Genomic DNA, 15,498 nt, shown 5'->3' with positions numbered 1-15,498 from the left:
CCGATAATGGTTAAGGGAGGCTTTACCCGCGGCCGCGCAGCACCGCGCCGACCAGCAGCGACGTCGGGGTTTCGCGCGCGAGCATGACGGTGCCGCCGTTCTGCGCCGCGACTGCCTGGACCAGCACCGCGGGCGCGGTGCGCGAGGTCATGGCGGTGGCGCCTTCGCCATCACGCAGGATGGTTTCGACATCGGCGTCGAGGAAGATGCGTTCGGCCTCGACATGCAGGGCGATTTCGATGCCGCCGCCCTGATCGGCACCCTGATTCTCGCAGCCGACGTCGAGCCGTCCGCCGCGGACCAGGGCATCGACGAGCAGCAGCGACAGGTTGAGGATGATCTTGACCGCCGGTTTGGGCAGCGGATCAGTGCCGATCATCCAGTTGAGCTCGATCGCGCGGTCGCCGATGATCCCCTGAATCGCCGATTTCGCCTCGTCGGCCGGCACGAGTTCGCCGAAGCCGCCCGCCGAGCCGAAGGCCAGCCGAAAGAATTTCAGCTTGTTCGCCGACGTCCGCGCGCTTTGTTCGAGCAGTTCGAAGCAGCGTTCGCGCATCGCCGGGTCTTTTTCGTCGGCGAGTAGCTCAAGGCCGTTGGCAAAGGCGCCGACCGGGCTGAGCAGATCGTGGCACAGGCGCGAGGCCAGCATGGAGGCGAAATCGACGCGGTCGTCGGACATGGATTGGTAAACTCCCCGCGAACCGGACGTTTCCGGTTCGCGGATGCTCCCTAAGGCACGGACCCTGTCCAGAGCAAGGACGATCCCTACACTTTGTCATCCCGGCGGAGGCCGGGATCTCGCCGTTACTCGATAAGGCAACGTTGAGATCCCGGCCTCCGCCGGGAGGACGAATTGGAGGGTTGCGCTGAGCGCGAAGTCTTCCCCGTCCTCTTGAAATTCCGCCTGCAATTTCCACATCGTCATCAATGCAGGGGGATGATGATATTTTGACCGTGGCGCTGGATCACAGCGCGGCTGGACTGCGTCTGGACCGCGCGCTGGCCGAAGCCTTGCCCAGCCTGTCGCGCGAGCGGGTCAAGGGCCTGATCAAGGGCGGTCGCGTTGCCAATGTCGGCGGTACGGTCCTGTGGGATCCTGCCGCAAAAGCCACCGCCCCCACCACGCTGGAGATACGCGTCCCCGCCGCGACCCCGGCGCATAATGTCGCGCAGGACATGGGGCTGGTGATCGCATATGAGGACGAGCATCTGATCGTTGTCGACAAGCCCGCGGGGATGGTCGTCCATCCCGCCGCGGGCAATCTCGACGGGACGATGGTCAACGCGCTGCTCCATCATTGCGCGGGTCAGTTGTCGGGGATCGGCGGCGTCGCGCGCCCGGGGATTGTCCACCGGATCGACAAGGACACCAGCGGGCTGATCGTCGCTGCAAAGCACGACCGGGCGCACGAAGGGCTGGCGAAGCAGTTCGCCGCGCACAGCATCGACCGCCGCTATATCGCGATCGCCACCGGGCGTCCGATGCCCGCGAACGGCACGGTCGACGCGGCGCTGGGCCGGTCGACCACCAATCGCAAGAAAATGGCGGTGGTCGCCGAAGATCGCGGCAAGCGCGCGGTGACGCATTACCGCACGATCGAACCGCTCAAGGGCGCGGCGCTGGTCGAATGTCGCCTCGAAACCGGGCGGACGCATCAGGTGCGCGTCCATATGGCGCATATCGGCCATCCGCTGGTCGGTGACCCGGTCTATGGCCGCGCCAGAAAGCCGTTGTCCGAGGTGCTGAAAGCGCGGAATTTCGTGCGGCAGGCATTGCACGCGGCCCATTTGGGCTTTATTCATCCGGTGACCGGTAACAAAGTCGCGCTCGACAGCGAAATTCCCCCGGATATGCGGGAACTGATCGACGAATTGCGCGTTTAGGTTTCGAATGAAAATCTATCTCGACCGCTGGCAGCAACCGCGGCATATTCTGACTCAAGATATCAAAGGGAAGACGCTCTCCAATGGCTAAAAGCAATGTTCCGGCCACGGTGCCAGCGCTTGGCGGCGAAGCCAGCCTGAATCGTTATTTGTCGGAAATCCGCAAATTTCCCCTGCTGACCCCCGAGCAGGAATATATGCTCGCAAAGCGGTTCCAGGAGCATGGCGACAATGAAGCTGCGGCGCAGCTCGTCACCTCGCACCTGCGGCTCGTGGCGAAGATCGCGATGGGCTATCGCGGTTACGGCCTGCCGGTCAGCGAGCTGATCAGCGAAGGCAATATCGGCCTGATGCAGGGGGTGAAGAAATTTGACCCCGAGCGCGGCTTCCGCCTCGCAACCTATGCGATGTGGTGGATCCGCGCGTCGATCCAGGAATTCATCCTGCGCTCGTGGAGCCTGGTCAAGATGGGCACCACCGCGGCGCAGAAAAAGCTGTTCTTCAACCTCCGCCGGATGAAGAACAACCTGGAAGCGTTCGAGGACGGCGACCTGAGCCCCGAACATGTCGCCAAGATCGCCACCGACCTGGGCGTGACCGAGGACGAGGTGGTCAGCATGAACCGCCGCATGGCGATGGGCGGCGACACGTCGCTGAACGTCCCGATGGGCGAGGATGGCGACAGCCAGTGGCAGGATCTGCTCGGCGACGAAGGCCCCCTGCAGGACGAACGCGTCGCCGAGGCGCAAGAACGCGACGTGCGCCATTCGCTGCTGAGCGAAGCGCTCGAAACGCTCAACGAGCGCGAACGTCACATCCTGACCGAGCGCCGCCTGACCGACGATCCCAAGACGCTGGAAGACCTGAGCCAGGTTTACGACGTCAGCCGCGAACGCGTCCGCCAGATCGAGGTGCGCGCGTTCGAGAAGCTGCAAAAGGCGATGCTGAAGCTGGCCGGCGATCGGCGCCTCGTGGGCGCCTGAGCCGCGGTCGCGGCGGCTGTTCCTGTCCCGCAACCCCCGCGCGTGGAGCGCGCTCATCCTGTCGGGCTGGGCGCTCGTCGCGCTGGCGCAGGCGTTGCAGGGCAATTTCCTTGCCGCCTATCGCGGCGCGCCGCAGCCGTGGTGGCCAACCTTTGGCTATACCGCCGCGATCTATTCGATCTGGGCCTTGCTGAGCTGGCCGATCGTCGGCGCAGTAATCGCGATCGAGCGCCGCCTGCGCCGCCTCTGGACCCGCATCGCAGCCTATCTGTTGCTGTGGCCCATCGTGGTCGGTGCGCATGTCCTGCTGTTCGCGCTGATCTATTGGCCGATCTATCGCGGCGCGGCTGTCGCGACGCGGTGGGACATGACGTCGATCATGTTCGTGCGCAATCTCGACACCAACAGCCTGCTCTATGTGGCGCTGGTCGCGCTGACGATCGCCTGGCTACGCTGGCCGCGGCGGCAGGCGCTGCGCGCCGAACGGGCGGCGGCGCCCACCGATGATGGCGCGCTGATCGTGCGCAACCGCGGCACCGTCCACCGCCTGCCCTTTGACACGATCGACTGGATCGGCGCAGCGGGCGATTATGCCGAGATTCACAGCGCGGGCCGCGCGCATCTGATCGAAGAATCGCTGACCTCGCTGGCGCAGCGGCTGCCTGCCGGTCAGTTTGCGCGCATCCATCGCGGCGCGCTGATCCGCATCGACCGGGTGCGCGAGATCGAAGCCATCGGGCGCGGCGATGCGCATGTCCGGCTGGCGAACGGCGCCGAGCTGCGATTGAGCCGCCGTTACCGCGCCAACCTGACCGCACTGCTGGCGCCCGCCGAACCGGCGCAATAATCCCGCCCACAGATCGGCGCTCGATTGTCGGCGATGGCCGGCGGCAAAGCCTGGACCCGTTTCCTTGCTGGAGGTCCGCCGATGTTCTTTACCTTGCTAGCCACCCTCTCCACGTCCGTCGCCGTCCCGGTCGAGCCGCCCGCGGCGGTGCGCCCCTATCAGTCGCTCCACCTCGAGGTGCTTTATGTGCCGTCGATCGCCCGGATCGACGGCGAGGATCGGCTGGTTTACGAATTGCACGCGACCAATTTCGCCGCGCAGCCGCTGGCGGTTACCGCGATCGAGCTCTGCGCGGCGGCGGACGGCGCGCGATTGGCGCGGATCGACCCCGTCGGTGCGATGCGCCGAATCGGCGCGCAGGCGGGCGGCGCCACCGAGATCGCGCCGGGCGGCCGCGCGATCTTCTACCTGTCGGTCGCATGGACCGCCAAGGCTCCTAGACCGCTGTTCCACCGGATCAGCCTGACGCCGGCGCGGTCGGAGCGCGCCGGAACCAGCGTGGCGATCGCGGGCGGCGAATTTACCCCGACCCGCGCCTTCACGACAACGCTGGGCGCGCCGCTGCGTGGTGGGCCGTGGACCGCGGTCGCGCTGCCCGACATCGACAACGGTCATCGCCGCTTTCCCTATGCGGTCAGCGGCCGGGTGCGGTTGCCCGGGCGGCACGCGATCGACTGGATGCCAGCGGCTGGCTTCGACCCCGGCTCGACCGGCACCGACGTCGCCGCCGACGGATCGGGCGCCGATGTGCTGGCGGTGGCCGATGGCGAGGTCGTCACGGTCAAGGATGGCGCCGCGCCCGGCGCGCGCGCCAGCGTCGAGGACGAGACCGGGGCGATGATCGTGCTGCGGCTCCCCGACGGACGTTACGCTTTTTATCAGCATCTGGCGCCCGGCATCGGGATCAAGGCGGGGATGCGGGTGCGGCGCGGGCAGGTGATCGGGCGCGTCGGATCGTCGGGCCATGTTACCCAGCCCCATCTGCATTTCCATATCGCCGACCGCACGGCACCGCTCGATGGCGAAGGCCTGCCCTATCGCTTTGGCGCCGGGCGGATCGTCGGGCGCTACGCCGATAGGGACGACTTTAACCAAGGGAAAGCGTGGCAGGCGGCGGCGCCCCGCGCGATCGACGGCTTGCCGCCGGCCAATGCGGTGATCATTTTTGACACAGCCGATGATTTGACTCGCGGGCGGAAGTGACTAGCCTCCTGTTCGGGTTGAGCGAAGGGGGGACATATCATGTGGAAATGGATCCGTATTCCCAAGGGCATCGCGTTGCTGGCGTTCCTGTTGCCATGGATGACCGTTAGCTGTTCCGACCAGAAAATTGCCGAAGCGAGTGGTTTCGGCCTCGCCTTTGGCCGCATCTCGGCGATGGGCCAGGCGGCCAGTGCCGGTGACGGCGCATCGATGAATGTCTGGCTGATCCTGGCGCTGCTCGCGATCGCGGGCGGGTTGTTCCTGCTGTTCACCAAGGGCCGCGAGGCCGCGAGACTGGTGCTCGGCACCTCGGTCGCCGCGCTGGTGCTGATACTGGTCGGCACTTGGCGTTACAGCAAGGATGCGATCATGGCCGAAGCGGCCAAGAACGGGTCCGACGGCAGCATGGACCAGGCCGCGCTGGCGATGATCCAGGTCAATTGGCACTTCGGCTATTGGCTCGCGCTGCTGTCGCTGATCGCCGCCGCGGTGATGGCGTGGCTGGTGATGAGCGGCAAGGAGGCCGAGGCCGAGGCAAAGATGCGCTCGCTCGCCGCCGACGCCACCGACGCAGCCAAGGTCGCGGCAGCCAAGGCCAGCGAGGCGGCGAAGGATGCCGCCGCCAAGGCCAATGACGCGATCGACGCCGCCAAGGACAAGAAGGACGACGAGCCGCCGAAAAGCTGACGGCCGAAACGGGATCGGCGGCGGGCCGGGGCGCCCGCCGCGCGGAGCATGATCGGGGGGACCAATGAGCACAGAAAGCGCGGCGCCCGCCGCACCGACAGCGGCACCCGCCGCCCAGGTGGCAGTAGACAAGAGCAAAGGCGGCGACAAGCTGGCCGCCTGGTCGGTATTTTCGCTTATCCTGGGGCTGGCCGGCGACATGGCGAAACCGATCGGCAATTATTCGCTGTGGCTGATGGCGGCCGGTATTGTGGGTTTCATATTGTGCTTTGCGCTGCGCCGCGCCAGTTTCGCGCGGCGCGGCATGTTCCATGCGGGCATTTTCGCACTGATCATGGGCACGATCTGGGGCTTGCAGCAATTTGCCGTGCCCGACGACAAGGGCGACGAGCGCGGCGCGACGGTCGCTTTCCTGCCGATCCTGGCCCCGATCCAGACCAAGATTTTGCCGTTGCCGCAAAACCAGAAACTGCTGCTGCAATTTCAGGACGCGGTCGCCAAGGGCAGCGACAGCGAGCGCGTCGCGGCGGCGCGCGAGCTGTATGTAGCGACCGAAGACCCCGCGCTGCATCGCGGGATGATCGAGGCGATGATGGGTTCGGGCAACCCGGCATTGCAGCAGAGCGCGACGCTGCTCCGCTTTGCCGAGCGCAAGCGCGACCGGCTGACGCTGCCCCCAATCGATCGCGACAAGGACGATCCGCTGTCGCGGCGGCTGCTGTCCTTTTCATTCGAGGTCCGCGACGTCAATGTCGACAGCGGCGCGCTCGACCTGCGGTCCAGTACCAGCCGATCCTTTGGCACCGTCACGCGGCAGGGCACGACGATGCGGCTGCCGATCATCGTGGCCGAAGGCGGTAGTTTTCAGGAAATGCTGGTCGATCTGAAACCCGGCAACGACATGCGGCTGACCGGCAAGGCCCGGCTGGAGACGGGCGAAGTCGTCGCGGTCGAATTACCCTTGTTCTGATGCCATGTCGTCCGATACGGACGATGCGATGACGACCGCCGCCAAGAAACACACCAAGCGCCGCAAGCTCCCCTGGTATCTGCGGCCGGTGAAATGGCTGCTGTGGTTTGTCGCGATTTCGGTGCTGTGGGTGTTGGTCTATGCGGTGGTTCCGCCGCCGGTGACCTTTACGATGCTGGCCGACAGCAGCGGGATCACCAAGGACTGGACCAGCCTGTCCGGCATCGATCGCAACATGGTGCGCGCGGTGATCGCCGCCGAGGACGGCAAATTCTGTACCCACAACGGTTTCGACACCGAAGCGATCGAGGAAGCGATCGAGCGCAACGCCAAGGGCAAGCGGATGCGCGGCGGATCGACGGTCAGCCAGCAAACCGCCAAGAATGTGTTCCTGTGGCAGGGCAGCGGCTGGACGCGCTATGTCCGCAAGGTGCCCGAGGTATGGTTCACCTTTCTGATCGAAAAAATCTGGGGAAAGCGGCGGATCATGGAGGTCTATCTGAACGTCGCCGAGACGGGCATCGGCACCTATGGCGTCGAGGCGGGGGCGCAGCGCTATTTCAACCATGGCGCGGGCAAGCTGACCCCGGCCGAGGCGGCGCGCATCGCCGCGATCCTGCCACTGCCCAAGAAGCGCGAGGCGGTGAGCCCCTCGGGCTTTACCCGCCGTTACGGCAACACGATCCGCGCCCGCATCGGCCAGGTGCGGCGTGACGGGCTGGATGGGTGTGTTTATAAATAGCGACGCGATAGGCGATGCTGCGAAGTCAGCGATCGATCGGGACCGAAGGTTCGATGTCGAGGCGCCGCTCAGGTCGTCGTTTGGCTGACAGGAAAAGTTGAGCAATGCTGTAAGGGACGGCCCCGACTGCGAAAATTAGAGCGGCGCCAAAAGGAAAGAGTAGCAGCGCCATTCCTGCGCCGCCGCTAAGATCACTCGTCAATGCGACCCATGCACCATAAGCAAGAAAGACTATGCTTCCGGCAAAGCCGACGAGCCGAAACATTCGGAAACACCGCAAGATTCTGGAGAATAAGCCGCGGCGACCGCCAGCCTCGACGGCCAAGTGGCGGCGGTATCGTCTCAGCAATCCCATTGATCAACCTTCACCGCTGCACGCGGAATAGCTTATCAACAAACATAGCCGCCGGACAGCCGCAGCGAGATGGATGGCTGTATCTATAGTTAGTGCAGAGGTAAAAGTGCGGGCGATCCGCCCACTATCTGCGGCCTATTCACAACATTTCGAATCTTCCAGGGCGTCAGCCAGCAGAACGCCGCCCACAATCGCGGCGGCTCCGACACCGATGGCGATCCAGCCGAGCGTCGATACGCCCTGACGCTGCGATTTGTCGATCGGTCGGCCGTTAACAAGCAACCGGTTGTCGCGCTCCAGCGAAACGCCGATCCGCGTTTCGTTCAGCGGGATGCCGCGGCTTGATAGCCGGGTGCCGTCGATATTCACCACATCGCGGGTCAGGCGCAGTTCGACGCGCGGCGGCGCTTTTTGGCGGGTGCCACCGATCGGAATTGTGAGGCCTAGCCCGACGACGCCGTCGACGCGGCTCAAACCATTTTGATACGCCAGCGGCTCGGCCATCGCCGATGTCGTCAATGCCGCGCCGATGAGTAGTCCGCCGATGATCCGCATGTTTGCCCCTTCGTTCGATCGCAATCGATCCCGGTTTGATAAACGCGCATTGCGACAACCCGTCAATGAGGTTGGAGCCACCAGTACACCGGTGTGTGCGGCGCCTGACGTTACGCCGGTTTCCAGCTCTTGCGATCTTCGGCCTGTTTGAGCACCTCGAACGCCGCCTGCCCGGCGGCGAAGCGCTTCGCGGCGTCGGCATCGCCGGGTTTGACGTCGGGGTGGGTTTCCTTGGCGAGCGCGCGCCACGCCTTTTTGACCGCTTCGAAATCGGCGTCGGGTTCAAGGTCGAGAACGTCAAGCGCGCGCATTTCGTCGCTGCTGCGCGTGCCGTCGCCGGGGCCGCCCCAGGCATAATGCTGTGCCTTGGCATAGCTGCGCGCGCCCTGCATTTCCTCGGCGGCGCGCGCCGCGGCGTCTTCGGCGCTCAGCCCTTCGAAATAGTCCCAGCCGCGGTTATATTCGGCGGCGTGGGTTTCGCAGAAATACCAACGTTCTGGGCTGTTCGGTGACTTGGGCGCCGGGCAGTTACCGGGGTTGGTGCAGCCGTGCCGGTCACACAGCCGGACCTTTTGCGCTTCGTTGCTCGAGCCATAGGGACGCCAGCGGGGAAAACCCCAATCATCGGATCTTTTGGCGCGGCTCATCCATCCTATGTAGCCGTCCGGGGGCGTGATTGCTAGCCGCAGGCGGCGAAAAAGCTGGCCTTTCGGTGCTATTCCTGTGGTTTGTAGCCGAACGCCTTGACCGCCAGCTTGACCACCGCAGGGTCAAGATCGGGCGGGGTCATCGGCACCATCGCCTCCAGCGCGTCGGCGATATGCGCCAGCGCCGCGACCCGAGCCGCTTTCTTGTTGTTGCCGTCGATCACCTTCCACGGCGCCCAGCGCGTATGGGTCTGCGCGAACATCTCGTCGATCGCGGCGAGATACGCCTTGCGCTTGCCGCGGTTGCGATAATCTTCGCTGCCGGTCTTCCACCGCTTCCACGGATCGTCGAGGCGGTCGGCAAAACGCTTGTCCTGTTCCTCCTGCGTCAGGTGGACGAAAATCTTGACCAGATTGGTGCGGCTGCCGGTCAGCTGCGCCTCGAACTCGTTGATTTCGTCATAGCCCTTGCGCCACTCGGCCTCGGTCGCAAAGCCTTCGACCCGTTCAACCAGGACGCGGCCATACCAGCTGCGGTCAAAGATCGATATTTCGCGATTGCCGGGCAGCCGTTTCCAGAACCGCCACAGGAAGTGGCGCGCCCTCTCCTCATCGGTCGGGGCGCCGATCGGCCACACCTCGAAATAGCGCGGGTCGAGCAGCGCGGTCATCCGTTTGATGATCCCGCCCTTGCCTGCCGCGTCCCAGCCTTCGAACATGATGATGCTGCGTTGGCCGTGGGTGATGTGCGCCGCCTGGATGCGCTCCAACCGCTCTTGCAGCGCTTCGAGCGCGTCCGAATGATCACCGTCATATTTGGCGCCGGATTCGTAATCGGAAAGGGAGATGGTCATATCCCCCTCCCTAGCGCAAACCGCGCCGTCGTACCAAGCGTCATGCTGCGACGTCGATTTCCGGTACGGCGCACGCCGGCGTCGTCAATCGGAGCCCATGACCGATTTTCGTGCGCCCCATTCACCCAGCGCGCGCCGGTATCGATCGACGCGGGCCAAGGCTTCGGAAATGGTGCTGCTGCGCGCGCCCTGCCGCTGCGCGTCGCCATACCAATCGACCGCGGCGTCCAGATCGCCCTGCATTTCTTCGCAAAGCCCCAGGTTGAACGCCAGCGCCGCGGTCGGTTCGACGTCACGGGTGAGCGCCTGCCACGCGCCACATGCGCCAACCTGGTCGGTCTTGGTCAGGCGAACCGCGGCCTTGAACGCAGCCTGCGCCGGTTTCGTCAGTCCCTTCGTGCTCTCATCGACCCGAATGTCCTGCCGATAGTCGCGCGGCGCCAGATCGCGACGGATCGCGGCGATCTGGCTGCGCCGCACGCCAGCGAAATAATCCTCCAGCGATTGCGGCGCGCTGCGGTCGGGACAGACGGTTCGCTCATCGCGATCGTTGAAGGGCCGCGAATAGCGAACCGATCCGTCGCCGATCGCGACCAGCCGCACCGTCGTCGCGACGGTGGCCAGGCGGCGGCGGCAGCGGATGTCGACATCGACTTTTTTCAGGCATTTCTTTTTGTCCGCGGGATCATATTCGACGCAGCGCCGCCGTTGTTCGATGACCCGCGTCTCCTCCACCGCTTCGCGAACTGTCCCGGTCACCAGCGCGTCGAACCGCGCATCCGATTCGGGCGCAATCATGCGGAAATAGGGCTGTCCTGCAAAATGCGCCGCGCCAAGCTCTGCCTCGATCGCCTGCGCCCACACCAGGCCATCGCCGCCATCAAAGGACTGCACGGCAAGGCTGAACAGGTCGTTGGTCTCCGCCGCGGCAGGATCGGCGCTCTGGATCGACAGCGTCTCGGCGGCGGCGGGCGCCGCAACAACCAGCATGATGGCCGCAATATATAATCGCACACCCACTCCCCTCGCCATAGCGCAGCGACGGGCTATCGCAGCGTCCGGTGACTGTCAAAGCAGGCGAGGAACCCGGGTCAGATCGCCGCGGCGATCAGGTCGGCCAACCGCCGCGGCGCTTCCATCGGGATAAAATGACTGTGCTCGGCCCATTGCTCGTCACGCACTGCGCCGATCGCGGCGCCAAGGTCGGGCCAGGTCGGGCTGATCGAAAAGTCTAGCGGGCCGTCGCGTTCGCCGGTGCGGGCGCGGATAACGCTGGTCGGAACGGTCAGCGTCGCTAGCCAGCCATAGGGATCATTGCGCTGCGCGCCCTGATAGACCGATGCCTCGAGCGTCGGGGGACAGGCGAGCTCATATCCCTCGCCCGACGGCGCGGGCAGCAGGCCGTGGCGGCAATAGTCGGCAAGCACCTCGGGCTGCCACGCCGAATAGGGCAAGCGCTGGGCAAAGCGCGCGAACATCGCCTCGGCGCTGTCCCACGCATTGCGCCGCCGCGCGACCGGATGATCGCCGGGGTCGGGCACCGGCTGGCCCGGCGGCAGGTAGAGCGCGGGGTCAAAGATCGTCGGATCGACCAGGATCAGGTGGCGGAACGCCGCCGGGCGCTGCGCCGCGAGCCAGCCGAGCATATAGCCGCCGCCGCTGTGCCCGCAGGCGACGATCGGCGAACCGGCCAAATGATCGACGAGCGGCAGCATCGCCGCCGCATTGGCGGTCCAGTCGACCAGCGATGCCGGACGAAAGCTGCGCCCGTGGCCGGGCTGGTCGGGTGCGACGACATGCGCGCCCGCGGGCAGCGCGGCGACAAGCTGATCCCACAAGCGGCCGTGAAAGCCGGTGGCGTGGATGAGCAGGATGGTCGGCGCCTTCTCCGACCGCTGCCCCCATTCGAACCAGCAGATGTCGCCGCCGGGGCCGGCGATATAATGTTCGCGCGGCGCTTCGCTCACGCTCAGCCCTTGGGCCCATCCACGATGCGGATGCCGAGTTCCTTGAGCTGCTTGTCGCTGACCGGTGCCGGGGCGTTCATCATCAGATCCTCGGCCTTCTGGTTCATCGGGAAGACGACGACTTCGCGGATATTCGGTTCGTCGGCGAGCAGCATCACGATGCGGTCGACGCCGGGAGCCGAACCGCCGTGCGGCGGGGCGCCGAATTTGAACGCGTTGATCATGCCGCTGAAATTCGCGTCGACGTCGGCCTGCGAATAGCCTGCAATCTCGAACGCCTTGTACATGATGTCGGGGCGATGGTTGCGGATCGCGCCCGACGACAGTTCGACGCCGTTGCAGACGATGTCATACTGCCACGCCAGGATATCGAGCGGATCCTTGGTTTCCAGGGCCTCCAGCTCGCCCTGCGGCATCGAGAAGGGGTTGTGGCTGAAATCGATCTTGCCGGTGTCTTCGTCGGCCTCGAACATCGGGAAATCGACGATCCAGCACATTTCGAACTTGCTAGGGTCGATCAGGTCGAGCTGTTCGGCGACGCGAGTGCGGGCGAGGCCGGCGAGTTTCGCGGCGGTGGCTTCCTTGCCCGCGGCAAAGAACAGCCCGTCGTCGGGACCGATGCCGAGTTCGGCGGCGAGCGCGTCCATTTTTTCCGGTCCGTGGTTCTTGGCGATCGGGCCGCCCCATTCGCCGCCCTTGCGCGTCGCATAGCCAAGACCCGCAAAGCCCTCGCCCTGCGCCCAGCTGTTCATGTCGTCGAAGAATTTGCGGCTCTTTTCGGCGATCGCCGGTGCCGGGATCGCGCGCACGACGTCGCCCGCCGCAACGATGTCGGCAAAGCGGCCGAAGCCCGAGCCGGTGAAATGCGACGACACGTCGGTGATGATCAGCGGGTTGCGGAGATCGGGCTTGTCGTTGCCATATTTCAGCATCGACTCGCGGTACGGGATGCGCGGGAACGAACCCGCCGGGGTGACCGACTTGCCGTTCGCGAACTCTTCGAACACGCCAGCAAGGACGGGCTCGATCGCGTTGAACACGTCGTCCTGGGTCACGAAGCTCATTTCGAAGTCGAGCTGGTAGAATTCACCCGGCGAGCGGTCGGCGCGCGCGTCTTCGTCGCGGAAGCAGGGCGCGATCTGGAAATAGCGGTCGAAGCCCGCGACCATCAGCAACTGCTTGAACATCTGCGGTGCCTGCGGCAGCGCATAGAATTTGCCGGGGTGGACGCGGCTGGGCACCAGATAGTCGCGCGCGCCCTCGGGCGACGAGGCCGTCAGGATCGGGGTCTGAAATTCGGTGAAGCCCTGCCCGACCATGCGACGGCGCAAGGACGCGATCACGTTCGAGCGCAGCATGATGTTGGCGTGCAGGCGGTCGCGGCGCAGGTCGAGGAAGCGGTATTTCAGGCGAATATCCTCCGGATACTCCTGTTCGCCCGCGACCGGCATCGGCAGTTCGATCGCCGCCGACTGGACGGTGACGTCGCGCGCGCGGACTTCGATCGCGCCGGTCGGCAGGTTGGCGTTGGTCGTTTCCGCCGAGCGCGCGACGACGTCGCCGGTGATCGTCACGACGCTTTCGGCGCGCAGCCCGTCGAGCGTCGCAAACACCGCATCGCTGCTGTCGGCGACAATTTGCGTGAGGCCATAATGATCGCGCAGATCGACGAACAGCAGCCCGCCATGGTCGCGCTTGCGATGCACCCAGCCCGAGACGCGGACCGACTGGCCGACCTGTTCGGCGCGAAGCTGGCCGCAATTATGGGTGCGATAGGCGTGCATTTGATCGTCTTTCAATGTCTGGAAGCGCGCGAAAAATGTGCGCCGATATGGCCGCGCCTAAGGCAGCGCGACGCGGCATTTGTCAAGGTGGAAGGCCAAATCAACACGTCAGCCCCAGCCCGTCGAGCACCGCGCTGCCGAATAGCGCGCGGTGCGCGGGATCGGGGATCAGGCGATCGCGCGCGCTGCGCCAACGGCGGAAATCCTCGCCATAGTCGGCGGCGACGCGCGCCGCGTCGAGGTGGCAGCTTTTCGCCCAGTGGCGGGTGAAAGCGATCCCCTCGGCATCGAGCCGTTCGACGACGCGGGCATAAGCGTCTGCGGTCCGGCGGCTGCGCGGGCCGTCGAAATCGATCACCGCATTGTGCGAGAAACGCGCGGGCGCCAGCAGCCCCTCGGCGCGCGCCATGAAGCGCACGGTGACGACGGTCGAACCGCCATGGCGCGCATAAACATCGCAGATCAGCTCGAACGCATGCGCCAGATCGGCGCGGTCGATCGTCACCGACGCGTTGAACAGGTCGGCGAGCGGTCGATGCGTGTCGAGCCCCTCCCCCCAGCTGCCATAGACCGGCGGCGCGTCGACGTCGGGGCCGCTGGCATAGCCCTGTTTCATCGCAAATTGCAGCAGCGCGCCGCGCGCCCACGGATAATCGTCGAGCAGCCGCCCGAGCAGGCTGAGCGCATCATAGCCCGCGCCCAGCTGTCCCGGCGTGGCGCGCGGATAATCATCGCGCCAAGGTTCGCGGTACAGGAAGCGCAGCATCGCGGGGCGTTTGAACGGCTTGTACGGGTTGACGATCATCTGGACAAAATCGGGGTCGCGGTCGAGCGCATAGGCCGCCGAAAAGCGCCGAAAATCCCCCGCCGCCAGCCAGCCGAGCGCCGCGCGATCGACCTTGCGCAGATTCTGGATCGGCCGGACGAGGAATTTCGGCACGCTGCCGACGACCAGCGCGGTGACGATGCCGAGCGAGCCGACCGGCAGCTGCGCCGCGGCGAAAACATCGTCGTCGCGCAGCGGCACGGACCCGGTCGCAGCGACAAAGGCATCGCGCATCAGCCCGGCGGCGGGTTCGATCCAGTGGATGCCCGCAGGTGTCACGATCTGCACCGCGCGGATATGATCCTGAATGCCGCCGCTGGCGATCATCGACCCATGGGTGCCGGTGGCGGCGGCGCCCGCGAAGGTCTGGCCATTGCCCGCGCCGCTTGTCCACAGCGAGCGGCCCTGCGCCTCCAGCTTGTCCGACACTTCATCGACCAGCGCCCCCGCCTCGATCAGCATCAGCCCGCCCGCATCGACGCCGGGGCGGACGTCGGCAGCATCGATGCGGAAACAGCGGTTGAAGCGGCGCGTGTGGAGCAGCCAGCATTGCGAAGCGATATTGACGTTCGACGGCGACCAGCCGGCGCCGAGCGGGCGGACGCGGCGCTGCGCCGCTGCTGCATCGCGCAACCAGTCCTGCACCGATTTCGCGGCGATCGCGATTTCGTCGCGGCCGCACGGTGCGTCGCCGCTGCGCAGTGCAAAGCGCGTCGCCGCCTCGCAGGTGCCGGTGCCGTGATAATTGGTCCAGCGTCCTTCATCGCCGAGTCGTACCAGCGGCATCACGCGTCTCCCAACGGCAGGATACCGGCGTGGGCGCGCCACGCGACGGTGACCGGGCGCAGGAAACCGAAACTGGCGATCGCGACCAGCATCTGGCGCCGCGTCGCGAACATGCGAACATCGCTCAGGCCGTGATCGGATTCGGGGGTCACAAACGGCTGCGCCGCCTCTGCCGCTAACCCCCAGCCTTTCAGCGTCACCACCATCGATTCTTCATCGAGCGGCCGCGGATTGGCAATCGAGACGAAAATATCCGCCTGCCCCGCCAGATACTGGCCGAAAAGCAGCAGAAAACCGAGCGCGGCGAGCGCCCAACCAAGCCAGAACATGCCCCAAACCCCTTCGTTTTTCCCCTGACCGGTATTCCGGTTGTGCGACCCGAAGAGCACGGGCAATTTTTCCTGCCCG

Annotated in this window: 16 protein-coding genes; 7 read left to right on the top strand and 9 right to left on the bottom strand. The window is 65.4% G+C overall.

Annotation, left to right across the window (positions count from 1 at the left end; translation table 11 throughout):
- Positions 1-22 precede the first annotated feature (22 nt).
- On the bottom strand, positions 23-679 hold the full coding sequence (locus ACTIFP_RS06700) for a histidine phosphotransferase family protein (RefSeq protein WP_439567946.1): 657 nt from the start codon (positions 677-679) through the stop codon (positions 23-25).
- A gap of 248 nt (positions 680-927) precedes the next feature.
- Here ACTIFP_RS06700 and ACTIFP_RS06695 point away from each other — a divergent pair, with 248 nt between their 5' ends.
- The 7 genes from ACTIFP_RS06695 to mtgA all read left to right on the top strand — a co-directional run bounded on the left by ACTIFP_RS06695 (position 928) and on the right by mtgA (position 7,316).
- The gene (locus ACTIFP_RS06695; RefSeq protein WP_439567945.1) at positions 928-1,884 is read left to right on the top strand and encodes an RluA family pseudouridine synthase; all 957 of its coding nucleotides are present in this window, start codon (positions 928-930) and stop codon (positions 1,882-1,884) included.
- An 83-nt stretch (positions 1,885-1,967) separates the two neighbouring features.
- Complete coding sequence (gene rpoH, locus ACTIFP_RS06690) at positions 1,968-2,867, top strand: RNA polymerase sigma factor RpoH (RefSeq protein WP_439567944.1); 900 nt, start codon at positions 1,968-1,970, stop codon at positions 2,865-2,867.
- A 94-nt stretch (positions 2,868-2,961) separates the two neighbouring features.
- Positions 2,962-3,714 carry a LytR/AlgR family response regulator transcription factor gene (locus ACTIFP_RS06685; RefSeq protein WP_439567943.1) on the top strand — a complete coding sequence of 251 codons (753 nt, stop codon included), beginning with the start codon at positions 2,962-2,964 and terminating at the stop codon, positions 3,712-3,714.
- An 81-nt stretch (positions 3,715-3,795) separates the two neighbouring features.
- Entirely contained in the window at positions 3,796-4,917 is a 1,122-nt protein-coding gene (locus ACTIFP_RS06680) for a M23 family metallopeptidase (protein ID WP_439567942.1), read from the top strand.
- Between the two features lie 39 nt (positions 4,918-4,956).
- Entirely contained in the window at positions 4,957-5,604 is a 648-nt protein-coding gene (locus ACTIFP_RS06675; protein WP_439567941.1) for a hypothetical protein, read from the top strand.
- Positions 5,605-5,668: 64 nt separating this feature from the next.
- Positions 5,669-6,574: a hypothetical protein gene (locus ACTIFP_RS06670; RefSeq protein WP_439567940.1), complete on the top strand. Its 906-nt coding sequence runs from the start codon at positions 5,669-5,671 to the stop codon at positions 6,572-6,574.
- Between the two features lie 4 nt (positions 6,575-6,578).
- On the top strand, positions 6,579-7,316 hold the full coding sequence (gene mtgA / locus ACTIFP_RS06665; RefSeq protein ID WP_439567939.1) for a monofunctional biosynthetic peptidoglycan transglycosylase: 738 nt from the start codon (positions 6,579-6,581) through the stop codon (positions 7,314-7,316).
- A gap of 490 nt (positions 7,317-7,806) precedes the next feature.
- Here the strand turns inward: mtgA and ACTIFP_RS06660 are convergent, their stop codons facing one another.
- From ACTIFP_RS06660 to ACTIFP_RS06625, 8 genes are all read right to left on the bottom strand, one after another.
- Complete coding sequence (locus ACTIFP_RS06660) at positions 7,807-8,226, bottom strand: hypothetical protein (RefSeq protein WP_439567938.1); 420 nt, start codon at positions 8,224-8,226, stop codon at positions 7,807-7,809.
- Positions 8,227-8,336: 110 nt separating this feature from the next.
- Positions 8,337-8,873: a J domain-containing protein gene (locus ACTIFP_RS06655; protein WP_439567937.1), complete on the bottom strand. Its 537-nt coding sequence runs from the start codon at positions 8,871-8,873 to the stop codon at positions 8,337-8,339.
- A 68-nt stretch (positions 8,874-8,941) separates the two neighbouring features.
- On the bottom strand, positions 8,942-9,727 hold the full coding sequence (locus tag ACTIFP_RS06650; RefSeq protein WP_439567936.1) for a polyphosphate kinase 2 family protein: 786 nt from the start codon (positions 9,725-9,727) through the stop codon (positions 8,942-8,944).
- A gap of 84 nt (positions 9,728-9,811) precedes the next feature.
- Positions 9,812-10,717, bottom strand: a complete 906-nt coding sequence (locus ACTIFP_RS06645) for a hypothetical protein (RefSeq protein WP_439567935.1) — start codon at positions 10,715-10,717, stop codon at positions 9,812-9,814.
- 101 nt (positions 10,718-10,818) lie between these two features.
- Positions 10,819-11,694: an alpha/beta fold hydrolase gene (locus ACTIFP_RS06640; RefSeq protein ID WP_439567934.1), complete on the bottom strand. Its 876-nt coding sequence runs from the start codon at positions 11,692-11,694 to the stop codon at positions 10,819-10,821.
- Between the two features lie 2 nt (positions 11,695-11,696).
- A complete protein-coding gene (aspS, locus tag ACTIFP_RS06635) occupies positions 11,697-13,478 on the bottom strand; it encodes an aspartate--tRNA ligase (protein WP_439568226.1) in 1,782 nt (593 codons plus the stop codon).
- A 100-nt stretch (positions 13,479-13,578) separates the two neighbouring features.
- Positions 13,579-15,090, bottom strand: a complete 1,512-nt coding sequence (locus tag ACTIFP_RS06630; protein ID WP_439567933.1) for an FAD-binding protein — start codon at positions 15,088-15,090, stop codon at positions 13,579-13,581.
- A complete protein-coding gene (locus tag ACTIFP_RS06625; RefSeq protein WP_439567932.1) occupies positions 15,090-15,419 on the bottom strand; it encodes a hypothetical protein in 330 nt (109 codons plus the stop codon). The genes ACTIFP_RS06630 and ACTIFP_RS06625 overlap by 1 nt, the downstream gene beginning before the upstream one ends.
- Between the last annotated feature and the right edge of the window lie 79 nt (positions 15,420-15,498).

It is taken from the genome of Sphingopyxis sp., assembly GCF_051861155.1.
GTDB lineage: Bacteria > Pseudomonadota > Alphaproteobacteria > Sphingomonadales > Sphingomonadaceae > Sphingopyxis.
The sequence above is the reverse complement of the archived record's forward strand: the minus strand, read 5'-3'. Positions and strand labels throughout refer to the sequence as shown.

What these genes read in the sequence shown, in the direction of transcription:
- ACTIFP_RS06700 (WP_439567946.1), bottom strand. Translation starts at nt 679, where the DNA reads ATGTCCGACGACCGCGTCGATTTCGCCTCCATGCTGGCCTCGCGCCTG.
- ACTIFP_RS06695 (WP_439567945.1), top strand. Translation starts at nt 928, where the DNA reads ATGCAGGGGGATGATGATATTTTGACCGTGGCGCTGGATCACAGCGCG.
- rpoH (WP_439567944.1), top strand. Translation starts at nt 1,968, where the DNA reads ATGGCTAAAAGCAATGTTCCGGCCACGGTGCCAGCGCTTGGCGGCGAA.
- ACTIFP_RS06680 (WP_439567942.1), top strand. Translation starts at nt 3,796, where the DNA reads ATGTTCTTTACCTTGCTAGCCACCCTCTCCACGTCCGTCGCCGTCCCG.
- ACTIFP_RS06675 (WP_439567941.1), top strand. Translation starts at nt 4,957, where the DNA reads ATGTGGAAATGGATCCGTATTCCCAAGGGCATCGCGTTGCTGGCGTTC.
- ACTIFP_RS06670 (WP_439567940.1), top strand. Translation starts at nt 5,669, where the DNA reads ATGAGCACAGAAAGCGCGGCGCCCGCCGCACCGACAGCGGCACCCGCC.
- mtgA (WP_439567939.1), top strand. Translation starts at nt 6,579, where the DNA reads ATGTCGTCCGATACGGACGATGCGATGACGACCGCCGCCAAGAAACAC.
- ACTIFP_RS06660 (WP_439567938.1), bottom strand. Translation starts at nt 8,226, where the DNA reads ATGCGGATCATCGGCGGACTACTCATCGGCGCGGCATTGACGACATCG.
- ACTIFP_RS06655 (WP_439567937.1), bottom strand. Translation starts at nt 8,873, where the DNA reads ATGAGCCGCGCCAAAAGATCCGATGATTGGGGTTTTCCCCGCTGGCGT.
- ACTIFP_RS06650 (WP_439567936.1), bottom strand. Translation starts at nt 9,727, where the DNA reads ATGACCATCTCCCTTTCCGATTACGAATCCGGCGCCAAATATGACGGT.
- ACTIFP_RS06645 (WP_439567935.1), bottom strand. Translation starts at nt 10,717, where the DNA reads ATGCTGGTTGTTGCGGCGCCCGCCGCCGCCGAGACGCTGTCGATCCAG.
- aspS (WP_439568226.1), bottom strand. Translation starts at nt 13,478, where the DNA reads ATGCACGCCTATCGCACCCATAATTGCGGCCAGCTTCGCGCCGAACAG.
- ACTIFP_RS06630 (WP_439567933.1), bottom strand. Translation starts at nt 15,090, where the DNA reads ATGCCGCTGGTACGACTCGGCGATGAAGGACGCTGGACCAATTATCAC.
- ACTIFP_RS06625 (WP_439567932.1), bottom strand. Translation starts at nt 15,419, where the DNA reads ATGTTCTGGCTTGGTTGGGCGCTCGCCGCGCTCGGTTTTCTGCTGCTT.